This window comes from Mycobacterium sp. ZZG, from assembly GCF_054786995.1.
Genome location: NZ_JBTBFV010000100.1, coordinates 1 through 10,656 on the forward strand (window position 1 = coordinate 1; position 10,656 = coordinate 10,656).

General features: G+C 65.2%; 11 protein-coding genes. 5 read left to right on the forward strand and 6 right to left on the reverse strand.

Annotated elements, in window-relative coordinates; genetic code table 11:
- The first annotated feature begins 114 nt into the window (after nucleotides 1–114).
- A complete protein-coding gene (locus ACXMYJ_RS27895) occupies nucleotides 115–495 on the forward strand; it encodes a carboxylesterase family protein (RefSeq protein WP_460359426.1) in 381 nt (126 codons plus the stop codon).
- 137 nt (nucleotides 496–632) lie between these two features.
- Here ACXMYJ_RS27895 and ACXMYJ_RS27900 read toward each other — a convergent pair whose 3' ends face one another.
- Complete coding sequence (locus tag ACXMYJ_RS27900) at nucleotides 633–2,156, reverse strand: HNH endonuclease signature motif containing protein (protein ID WP_260751213.1); 1,524 nt, start codon at nucleotides 2,154–2,156, stop codon at nucleotides 633–635.
- Between the two features lie 319 nt (nucleotides 2,157–2,475).
- Nucleotides 2,476–2,880 carry a hypothetical protein gene (locus tag ACXMYJ_RS27905; RefSeq protein WP_460359421.1) on the reverse strand — a complete coding sequence of 135 codons (405 nt, stop codon included), beginning with the start codon at nucleotides 2,878–2,880 and terminating at the stop codon, nucleotides 2,476–2,478.
- A 447-nt stretch (nucleotides 2,881–3,327) separates the two neighbouring features.
- Between ACXMYJ_RS27905 and ACXMYJ_RS27910 the strand changes: the two genes are divergently transcribed.
- On the forward strand, nucleotides 3,328–3,696 hold the full coding sequence (locus ACXMYJ_RS27910) for a heme-binding protein (RefSeq protein ID WP_260751214.1): 369 nt from the start codon (nucleotides 3,328–3,330) through the stop codon (nucleotides 3,694–3,696).
- 159 nt (nucleotides 3,697–3,855) lie between these two features.
- Nucleotides 3,856–4,353 carry a hypothetical protein gene (locus ACXMYJ_RS27915; RefSeq protein WP_460359422.1) on the forward strand — a complete coding sequence of 166 codons (498 nt, stop codon included), beginning with the start codon at nucleotides 3,856–3,858 and terminating at the stop codon, nucleotides 4,351–4,353.
- A gap of 56 nt (nucleotides 4,354–4,409) precedes the next feature.
- Here ACXMYJ_RS27915 and ACXMYJ_RS27920 read toward each other — a convergent pair whose 3' ends face one another.
- A complete protein-coding gene (locus ACXMYJ_RS27920) occupies nucleotides 4,410–5,579 on the reverse strand; it encodes an FAD-binding domain (RefSeq protein ID WP_260751216.1) in 1,170 nt (389 codons plus the stop codon).
- 315 nt (nucleotides 5,580–5,894) lie between these two features.
- Between ACXMYJ_RS27920 and ACXMYJ_RS27925 the strand changes: the two genes are divergently transcribed.
- The gene (locus ACXMYJ_RS27925; RefSeq protein ID WP_260751217.1) at nucleotides 5,895–6,992 is read left to right on the forward strand and encodes a ferredoxin reductase; all 1,098 of its coding nucleotides are present in this window, start codon (nucleotides 5,895–5,897) and stop codon (nucleotides 6,990–6,992) included.
- Nucleotides 6,993–7,007: 15 nt separating this feature from the next.
- Nucleotides 7,008–8,405 carry a fatty acid desaturase family protein gene (locus ACXMYJ_RS27930; RefSeq protein WP_460359423.1) on the forward strand — a complete coding sequence of 466 codons (1,398 nt, stop codon included), beginning with the start codon at nucleotides 7,008–7,010 and terminating at the stop codon, nucleotides 8,403–8,405.
- Between the two features lie 122 nt (nucleotides 8,406–8,527).
- Here ACXMYJ_RS27930 and ACXMYJ_RS27935 read toward each other — a convergent pair whose 3' ends face one another.
- The 3 genes from ACXMYJ_RS27935 to ACXMYJ_RS27945 all read right to left on the reverse strand — a co-directional run bounded on the left by ACXMYJ_RS27935 (nucleotide 8,528) and on the right by ACXMYJ_RS27945 (nucleotide 10,501).
- Complete coding sequence (locus ACXMYJ_RS27935) at nucleotides 8,528–8,761, reverse strand: hypothetical protein (RefSeq protein ID WP_260751219.1); 234 nt, start codon at nucleotides 8,759–8,761, stop codon at nucleotides 8,528–8,530.
- An 85-nt stretch (nucleotides 8,762–8,846) separates the two neighbouring features.
- The gene (locus ACXMYJ_RS27940) at nucleotides 8,847–9,377 is read right to left on the reverse strand and encodes a DUF2243 domain-containing protein (RefSeq protein ID WP_460359424.1); all 531 of its coding nucleotides are present in this window, start codon (nucleotides 9,375–9,377) and stop codon (nucleotides 8,847–8,849) included.
- A 131-nt stretch (nucleotides 9,378–9,508) separates the two neighbouring features.
- A complete protein-coding gene (locus tag ACXMYJ_RS27945; RefSeq protein ID WP_460359425.1) occupies nucleotides 9,509–10,501 on the reverse strand; it encodes a hypothetical protein in 993 nt (330 codons plus the stop codon).
- Nucleotides 10,502–10,656: the final 155 nt, after the last annotated feature.

Genomic DNA, 10,656 nt, shown 5'->3' on the forward strand with positions numbered 1-10,656 from the left:
ATGCGATTCTACAATCATCAACGTAGGCACTCGGCGATCGGTCAGCGCTCACCAATTAGCTACGAACGCACCATGAGTGTCACCCTGGAAGCAAGCTAACCGCGTCCACTTTTTCTGGGGAACCCCAACTTCACCGCGCCGACCGAGCAGTTCGTCCGCGCACACGCCGAGCGCGGCCACGCGGTGTTCCGCTACGAACTCCAATGGCCGTCGCCACGTGCCGGACTGGGGGCATGTCACGATTCGTGCCTGCCCTTGGTCTTCGGCAACCTGGACGCCGCGCCCGCCCTGGCCGGTGCTGACGAGGCGGCGCGCCACATGTCAGATGCCATGCAGGACCTGTGGCTGGAATTCATTCGCGGGGGAGAGCCCTGGGAACGCTACGACGGTAGCGGCGGGGCCACGATGCTGCTCGGCCCCGAGATCGGAATCGCCCGCGGCCACCGCACAGACCAACTCGCCATCTGGGAGAACCGGTATCCCGCCTACGGGTGAGCGAAGGTGACACGCGCACGCCGAGAACGCCAAGCGTCACCAATCCGGCGCCCAGATAGCCCTTCGGCGAGGCGGTGTGGCTCATTGACCTGACGGGTGAGCCATCCTGTGTCACGGGTCACCGAACCTCGCGGCGGTCAGGCCGCTTGGTTGTCGGGTGGTGCGGGTCCGCCGGGTTCGCCGGGGTCATCGGCCGGTGTCGGCGGACCCGGCTCGGCGTCGACCGTCGCGCTGTTGGCGGGTTGGGTTGGCGCACTGGTGTTCTGGCTCTGCGGTGGCGGATCCTCGGGGAGTCGCAGCAGCCGTTCGGGTCGGTGGTAGTAGTTGAGCCGGGCCTGACCGGTGTCCAGCTGCGGGGGTGGGATCCATTCCACCTCGCAGCGGGCGTTCATCCGGGTCGACCACCCACCGCCGTCGGGGTCGACGCTGCGGTTATCCGGCCCGCACGCCAGGCCGAGTTCATCGACGTTGGTGTTCCCGCCATCGACCCAGTCGGCGACCACGTGATGGACCTGAGAGCCGTAGGCGCCCACGGTGCAGCCAGGTTTGGTGCACCCGCCGTCACGGGCGATCAGCATGATCCGCTGTGCCGGGGAGGCGATGCGCTTGGCGCGGAACAAATCCATTGCTGAGCCGGTGGCCCGGTCGAACACCGCCAGATAGTGGTTGGCGTGCCCGGCCATGCGGATCACTTCGGCGATGGGCACCACCGTGCCCCCGCCGGTGACACCGACCCCGGCCCGGGACTGCAAATCCTGCACCGTGGTACGGATGATCACCGACACCGGCAGCCCGTTGAGCTGCCCGAGCTGGCCGCTCATCAGGGCGATCCGCCCGGCCGCGACCAGCGCATCATGCTGGCGCTGGGCCAGGCTGCGCTGATCGTTGTCGATCTGGGCCTGCGACGGCGTCCCCGACGTGCACGGCTCGGGATCGTCGGGATTACACATCCCCGGCGCGGCCAACCGGGCGAAAATCGGCTCCCACACCGCCCACGCCTCCGGAGTCAGCGTGGCGCGCAGATCCACCATGGCATCCCCACGCTGGGGCGACCTCGACACCGCGCGTTTGCGGGCGCGTTCGGTTTCATCGGGTTCGGGGCCGTCCTGATCGAGCAGAAACAACGTCCGCTCCGCGCAGTCCTTGAGTTCCTTGGGGCCGTTACCGACCGCAGTACGCACCAGATCAACCTCAATGCGCTCCCGGGTGGCGGTGTCGACCCAGCCCGGCACCTTGTTGAGCGATCGGCGGATCACGTCGACGTGTTCGGCGTTGATCAGCCCGTGCGCTTGGGCGATCGCCGTGGCCGGCAGCACCGGCGGCAGGGCCGGGCCGGTCAACGACTGGCGCGGCGCCAACACCGCCGCTTCGCTCAACCGCCGATGCGCCTCACCGGTCGAGAGCCGCCAACGCACCGAAAGCACCTCTTTCCAGGATTTCGCACCCATCTGGCGCGGGGTCGCCTCAGCCTGCAACCGGGCCAGCAGCCGATGACGCACCGCGGGCAGCTGACACCACAGGGTTTCCAGCTCATCCAGGGCCGCCACCAAATCCGGTCGGGTCAACAAATCAACCTCACAGGCCGCCACCTCATCGAAGGCGCGGCGCAACCCGCTCACCGCGGCCCGCACCTCGCTCCCCGACATACTTCGAACATACATTCGACCACCGACAAGAACGGACGTCGCAAGCATCACGACTTCACTGACAGTTCGGGTGGTCTGGTGAACCACTCCAGCCTTCTGTGGCGACCGATCCAAGACACTCGCGAACTCGCCTGCCGGCTGCTTGCTTTGGCCGCAGCGGCCCCGCGGCAGGTCGGCGACCGCGCGCCCACATGGCCGGCACGTCGTCGGACGGAACCGCCCAGAAGTGGTAATGGTTGGCGGACAGGATGATTCGCAAGACGGGAGACCCGGGTAAGCTGGACTAGCGGTCGATCCGGTTCGCTACCGCAGGCACCTTCCCGGGAAAGTGATGTCAGCGACGGCGTCCACCGCCGCGCCTCGGGGCGGGAGGTCGCGGCGCAGGTCCGGGACGTCCGGCTCCCGGCCGTCCCGGGGCTCCTACTCCAGGTGGTCCCGGCCCGCCGACTCCTGGTGGCCCGGGTGGCCCAGGTGGCCTAGGAGGCCCGGGGACAGGGACATCGAGGTCGAGGTCGACGTCGACGAGGTCCGGAACGTAGACGGGCAGCCACGGGTCGATGTACACCGGGGGCGGTGGCGGGAATTCGCAGATGAGCGTGGTGAAGTTCCAGTACATGCCCGGGGGACACGGTGGCGGTGGCGGTTGAGCGTGGCCGACGGGTGAAGTGGACAGTTCGATCAGCGGCAACGTGGTCAGAACGACGGCGGACACGGCGATGCGTTGTACCCAAGGCTTCATGGACGTCTTCTCTCGTTCGCCTCGAAGAGATTCTAAGGAGCGTGTGCTGCCTTCGGTGTGCGAATCGACGCAGAAGCACATAAGCCGCTTTCTAAAGCGCAGCGCGGCTGGGAAACCGGTGGCGGTGTCGCGAAATGCTTTGCGTGACTTTTCAAATAGTCCCGCAATGGCGAATATGCGCACACGCTGAGGTCGGTGGACATATCGTGAGCCCCACAGGGTGCCGGAAGCCGCACCCCCTCTGAATCGCGGAAGTAGCCGTGCGATGACGACAGTGCTACACAAGGCCGGGATCAGCCCAGTGGGGCTCTATCCCAGCGATCTCGATGCCCGTCCCGGTCGCGCTGCGTCCCTGTCTCGCGGAAGACACGTCGGCCGTCAATGCCGGTTCAGCCGACCGCCCTCCCGCGATGAGCATTTCACTCATTCATTGAAGGAGGAGCTGTGATGACGTTGCCATTACAACGTTGTGGCCGCCGGGCAGCACTGGGAGCCGTCAGCTCAGTCATGTTGTTCGGCGCAACGTTTTTCGGCGGGATCTCGGCAGCCGCTCAGCCGCCGCCACCACCTCCACCCGCCCCGCCGAACTGTTCGCCCGCGGATTGGGCCGGGGTGCGGGCGGGGGTCGCGGCGGCCGTCTCCGCCTATCTGTTCACGCATCCGCCCGTGAACGATTTCTTCGCGACTCTCAAAGGCCAATCGCGGGAAGAGATGCAGCCGCAGGTGCAGCAGTACCTGGATGCCAATCCGCAGGTGCGGGCTGAACTGGAGGCCATCAAAAAGCCTGCGGTCGACTTTCTGGACCGCTGCAAATAGGACGTCGAACGACGAGGCAGGTTGCGCAGGGATTCGACCGAGTCGAAGCGTTCCGGGAGCGCTCGCTTCAGGCGGGCCGTACCGGTTCAGACGTCATCGCCGCCGTCGGTAAATTGCTTGCAACGCTGTAATTCTGACGCTGCTGATCGAGGAGCTAGCGTGGACCTTGCGAGCTGGATCGTGGGTTTGTCGCTCATCGTGCTCACCATTGCGATCCACACGACCGGGGTGGTGGTGATGGCATTCCGTCTGGAGGCGCGGATCCGGAACCGGTTGGAGAAGAACGCGTTCGGCCCTAAACGGGCGATTCTGATCGTCAGCGGCAGCATCGCAGTCGTCGCGCTGACGCTTGTGGTCCTGCACGGTCTGGAGGGTGTGCTCTGGGCGTCTGCCTACCGGTGGCTGGGAGCATTCGACTCGTTCACCGATGCGTCGGTCTATTCCTTGGGCACCATGGTTTCGCTTGATGTCCCCGGTCTGGTGTTGCCCGAGCGGTTGCGTTTGATCAGCGCACTGGAGGCGGTGAACGGCGTTCTGCTGTTCGGCATCAGCACGGCGTTCATCTTCGCGGTGATGCAGGCGTACTTCCTGACGTTCTTCCGCCGGTACCGGAGCAACACCGACGATCAAGCCGATCTGCCGCCTCGAACCCCATAGTGACCGTCATCTGTGAGCCTCGGATCACCATGCTGTGGCGGACGCCGACAGAAGCGCTACCGCAGCTCGTAGTCGGGTAACGAGACGTCGTCGCGTACCCCTCGCGTGACGAGTTTCGCGAACGGTCGCCATTTGAGTGCGCGCATCGACATGTCACGGAACCGCAGACCGAGTCGGGTTCGTGTGGCGAAGAAGCCGAGAAATCTGCGCGCCGCTGCCTGTTTGGCCTCGATGAGGGGACGCATCCGGTGCTCATATGCTTCAAACGCGACGCGGTGGTCGTCGCTCGCCCGCATGAGCTCCCCGGCCAGAACGTAGGCCTCGGTGATCGCCAGACCGGTGCCCTCGCCGCCGAGCAGCGAGATACATCCGGCCGCATCACCGATCAGAACCACCCGCCCGCGGGACCAGCGAGGCATTTGGATCTGGCTGACGGCATCGAAGTACAGATCGTCCACGCCGTCGATGGCGGACAGAATCTGCGGGCATTCCCACCCGGCTCCGCCGAAATGCTCGCGCAGCTGACTGAGCGCAGACGTGCTCGAATCATCACGATCGTCCCGGAACACGAACAAGAACATGGTGCGGTCGTCGCGTAGTGCGATTCGCGCCACCTGACGGCCGGGGGTGCTGTAGTTGACGTAGACGAGTTCGTCGCGGGGTCGGTAGCCGGTGACTTCGCAGGCGGCCACCTTCGCTCCGAGGTAGCGCGCATAGTTTTCCTCCGGCCCGAAGGCCAGGTGACGCACCGCGGAGTGCAGCCCGTCGGCGCCGACGAGAAGGTCGTAATCCCGAGGCCGGCTCTGATCGAAGTGCAGGCGCACGCCGTCGGCGTCCTCGTCGATGCCGGTGATGATGTCGCCGAAGATCGTCTCGACAGTGCCGGCCGTCGCGGCGTAGAGGGCAGCGGACAGGTCGCCGCGCAGCAGGCTGGTGAAGTCCCCGCCGATCGCGCGTCGCACCATGTCCACGCCCAGCTCGGCATTGATCTCACCGTCGGGACCGACGTTGCGGATCGACTGGATGTCGTAACCGGCGGCGCGCACGGAGTCCGCGAGACCCATGCGTTTGACCACCTGGTAGCCGAGTCCCCAGAAATCGATCATGTAGCCGCCGGTACGAAGGGCCGGCGCCTTCTCGATCAGCGTTGGGGTGTGGCCGCTGCGGTGAAGCCAGTACGCCAGCGCCGGGCCGGCCACACCGGCGCCGCTGATGGCGATTCTCATCAGTCCAGTCTGCGCCGGTTGTCTTCCGACCCGAGACCTTGAGTGAGTGTGCAGCTTCACCCGACTTGCCGACGGGCACCACAGCCGCTGTGAATACACTCGGGGAACCGATGTCACCAGGCGAAAGGTGTTCTTTCGCAACACTATTTGGTCAGGGTCGCTGGCTATCGCCACGGGTGGGCGGTGCTGGTAGGCGGCATTTCTTCGGCTCCACGCTTTCGCAGGTTTCGAGTAGGGCCGGGGAGGCAGCAACAGGGTTAACCATTGATGTGATGCCGATCACTGCACAGGAATCCGCAGGTGAAGGGGTGAGGAATGGCGGAGCGTGGCGCACGGCCACCGGTACCGCGGGGGCGCCGCATGCTGCTACGAGCGATCGGACATCTGTTCCGTCCGCTGCGCCCGGACGACTATCTGGAGATGGTCAACCCGCTATGGACGACCAAGGAGCTGCGCGGGAAGGTCGAGCGTGTCGAGCCCCAGGGCAGCGAGGCGGCCAGCGTGCTGATCCGGCCGGGCTACGAGTGGCCGGGACACAAACCCGGCCAGTACGTCCGGCTCGGGCTCGTCATAGACGGCCGCTACCACTGGCGCGCCTACTCGCTGACGTCGGACCCCGAGCCGGAGGACGGGCTGATCAGCGTCACCCCGAAGAAGGTGGACACCGGCGTCGTGTCGCCGTACCTGGTGCACAAGATCCAACCCGGCGAGGTGGTGCGGCTCGGCGAGATCGAAGGCGTCTTCACCCTGCCGGAGCCGCTGCCGGCCAAGATGCTATTCATCAGCGCCGGCAGCGGTATCACCCCGATCATCAGCATGCTTCGCAGCCTTGACCATCGTGGTGAGATCGACGACGTCGTGGTCTTGCACTCGGACCGCACTCGTGACGAGGTGATGTTCCTGTCCGCGCTGGAAGACCTCCAACGCCGTCACGACACGATGCGGCTCGACCTTCGGCTCACCTCCGAGCGTGGCCGCATGTCACCTGCCGACCTCGACGAGTTGTGTCCCGACTGGCGTGACCGCGAGGCATTCTGCTCGGGCCCGGGTGCGCTCCTCGACGGGCTCATCGACCACTGGGAGCAACACGGTGATCCAGACCGGCTGCATTACGAGCGATTTCAACCCAAGATCAGCGGCAACGCCGGCGACGGAGAGGGCGGTGAAGTGACGTTCCTGGACAGCGACACCACCGTCGACTGCGACGGCGGCACACCGATCTTGGAGGCTGGGGAGCAGGCCGGCCTCAATCTTGCCTATGGGTGCCGGATCGGTATCTGTCACACCTGCGTCGGAACGCTCAAGTCGGGGCGGGTACGCGACATGCGATCGGGTGAAGTGACCGAACCCACCGGGCAGGACATCCGGATCTGTATTCACGCCCCGGAAGGCGATATTGCAGTTGAGTTGTGACGCAGGAGGATTGACATGACAGCATCGATCGAGAGTCCGCTCGCCCGCTTGAGTGAACAAGAGTTGGAGAAGCTCGCCAAGGAGTTCGACGCCATTCACGACGAGGTGTTTGCCGAACTCGGCGAACGCGACCGCAACTACATCAAGATGGTCATCTCGGTGCAGCGCCAGATCGTGGTGGCCGGCCGGGTCCTATTACTGGCGTCCCGGTCACCGACGGCGTGGGTGCTCGGCACCGCGTGTCTGAGCATGGCCAAGATCCTCGAGAACATGGAACTCGGGCACAATATCCTTCACGGTCAATGGGATTGGATGAACGACCCGGATATCCATTCGTCGGTATGGGACTGGGATACCGCGTCGAGCGCGGAAGCGTGGAAGCACTCACACAACTACATCCATCACACATTCACCAACATCCGCGGCAAAGACAAAGACCTCGGCTATGAGATCATGCGCGTCGACCCCAACCAGAAGTGGCGGCGCGCCAACCTGGGGCAACCGCTGTACAACTTTCTCCTCATGGTTCTCTTCGAGTGGGGTGTCGCCCTGCACGACACCGACGTCGAGGCGCTGTGGCGTGGACAGAAGACGATGGCCGACCTGAAAGCCGATTTCAAGGGCATCGCCGGTAAGGCCCGCCAGCAGATCGTCAAGGACTACATCGGCTGGCCTCTGATCAGCGCGGCAGCCTTCGGGCTGGCCAAGCTCGCGCTGGGTGATCGGATAGATCAGCCCAAGCAGTCCCGCGTCGGACGCCGGCTCCGGCAACTTCCTGGACGCAGCGGCCGGATCGCAGGGTTGGCAACGGTTCTCGACCGCGTACTACCCGGTGTGGAAAGCACCTACCTGCGCACACTGGCCGCCGACGCGCTGGCGAACGTGGTCCGCAATGTGTGGGCGCACGCGATCATCTTCTGCGGTCACTTCCCGGACCAGACCTATACCTTCAGCGAAGAAGAGGTCGCCGACGAATCCCGCGGCGGCTGGTACGTGCGCCAGCTGATCGGCGCCGCCAACATCGAAGGCAGCCCGCTGTTCCACCTCATCAGCGGCAACCTGGGATACCAGGTCGAGCACCACCTCTACCCCGACATGCCCAGCAGCCGCTACGCCGAGATCGCACCGAAGGTCAAGGACATCTGCCAGCGATACGAGCTGCCCTACAACTCGGGCAGGTTCGGCAGACAATGGTTCACGGTGCAGCGCACAGTGATCAGGCTGGCCTTCCCCGGTGGGAAGCCTCGGCCCAAGCCCGGCCCCTATCGCGGTGATGACGTTGAGCGGCGGCCGCAGGGCAGCAGTGAGGCCGCTCGCTTCCGGGAGCGGGTTCCCGCCGAGCACCCGGACGCGGGGCCGGAGCACCGGTCCGGTGGGGTCGCCGTCAGCCCGCCGCCGCGGGGCGACGACTGACACGTCGTGTGGGGAACGGAGCTGGCTCTGCCGGCGTGTGAATATGTCCGAATGCTGGCGGCCGCACCGCCGCGGTCACAGCCGCAGCCCCGACGCCGCGCATCTTCGGACTCGATGGCCGGTCACCCCGTGGCCGGATACGTCTTCACGATGGCGCCGCCCTCTCCGCTGTGCCGGAGTTGCACATAGCGGTGCTCGGCAGGGACACGCCGGGCGTGATATTCGAAGTCGGCTTCGGCTTCGGCAAGTGACTTACCTTGGGAGACCACGACATTGCGGGTGTCAGCGGCTTCGTCCTCGTGGTTGTGGACGTCACCGACCACGACGTCATACCGGTCTTCTGCGAGCTCGGTCATTCGTTGTCCTCACTGACTTCTGCGGGGTTGAGTGTAGGTCGAACTGCCTGTCGGCCAGGAAAACGCGCCTCACCCAGGGCGCCGGTCATTGGTGGTCGACGCGGTGTGAACGGCTCTCAAGCGTGTGGACGCCGCGTCGGTACAGCGCCCAGCCCGTCGCGATGAGCAGCGCGCCGAAGATCAGGAATCCGATGTCCCACGGGAGGGGGGCGCCGAGGTCGTCTCTGACGTGATGGATGCCCAGGATCTGATGGTCGATCACACCCTCGACCACGTTGAAGATTCCCCAGCCGGCCAGCAGAAGCCCGAAGTGGAACGCCCACGTGGGTGCCAATTGACCTTTGCGCCACGCGATCAGCGTCTGCAGCGTGCCCGCCCACACCAGCACCCAGGTACCGACATGGAAGAACCTGTCGGCCAGGACGTTGACTTTGAGTCCGGCCAGGGTGTCCACCGGGTAGTCGTCCACATGGCTGACCATGTGATGCCACTGCAGAATCTCGTGCAACACGATGCCGTCGACGAAGCCACCCAGCCCGAGGCCGAGTAGCAGGGCCGGAGCAATGCTGGGCTTCCTAGTCGCAACAGACGAATCGGGCGTCCGAACTCTCGACATGGCCGAGGGCTTACCCTCCGACAGAGCGCGGAAACTCCGGACCCAGTCGTGCGCGGCGATCTCACATCGCCGGGTCGTCGACGGGAACGGCCCCCTCGTGATGAGGGGGCCGTGCCCTGGTGCCGAACTCCCTACTCGTCGCTGCCGGACTTGTCGCCGGAGCCGGACTTGTCGCCAGAGCCGGAGTTGTCGCCAGAGTCGGATTTGCGGTTACCGGACTCGCTTCCGGAATCGCTGCCCGATGCCGATGAGTCGCTGTCGGAGTCACCGGCCGCGTCGTCGCCGGCGGCCTCCTCAGATTCGCCGGCCGGCTCGTCGCCGTCGTCGCCGTCCTCGTCCTCGCCGGCCACGTCGTCGGCGTCCGGTTGCTCTTCGGTTTCCTCGCCGGTGACATCATCGGCCGGTTCGGTGACGGTCACGTCCTCGTCGCCCTCCTCGCCGACGGCAGCGATCTCGTCGGCAGGACCGGTCGGTTCAGTGGCCTCTTCCGCGGCATCTCCAGCGGTCGCCGCGCCGTCTTCGGTGCCGGTGCTGATCGGCAACGTCACCAGCTTGTCCTCGCCGGCCAGCCCGGTCGACGATACCGCGGCCAGTTCATCGGCGGCCGTGGGATTTTGAGCCTCGTCATCCTCGGACAGGCCGGCCAGCGCCGCGGCGATGGCCTTGGGCAGCTGAACGAAGAACGCGTCGATCGGTCCGTCCTTGCTGAACAGCCCGGGGAAGAACTCCCATTCCGCGGCCACGCTGGGCTGGTAGCCGTTGAGGAACGCGTTCAACACCTTTGCCGGCGCGTTGACGACCTCGCTGATCGCGGTGACCCAGTCGCGGTCGTAGATCGACGCGGAGATCACGTTCATGATGTCGGTCAGCTGGTAGATCGCCGTGATGGGCGGGCTCAACAGCGAGTAGGCGTAGCCCGTCGTCGCGTTGTTGCCGACCAACAGTGTGTCCAGGACCGCGCCGACCGCTCTGAGGCCGAAGTCCCGCGCGATCTCGCCCGGGATCTTGAAGATGGGCTCCAGCGGCCAGCCGAAGTAACCGAGTCCGAAGATGTTCCAGCTCGTGATGGTGGCGAACGCCTGGGTGAACTGTCCCTGCAGGACGAAGTCCCAGGCGGTCTGCAACGCCTCCGGAAGCTTGTCGAAGTGCTCCTTAGCCTGGATACACCGATCGGCGGTTGGTGTGGGGTTGAATCTGGTTGTGAGGCTTTGAGCTGATGTATAGGTCCCAGTGGGCGTGGCTGATCGCCCGATCTCGGTATCGGGTTGTTCCTGTTGGT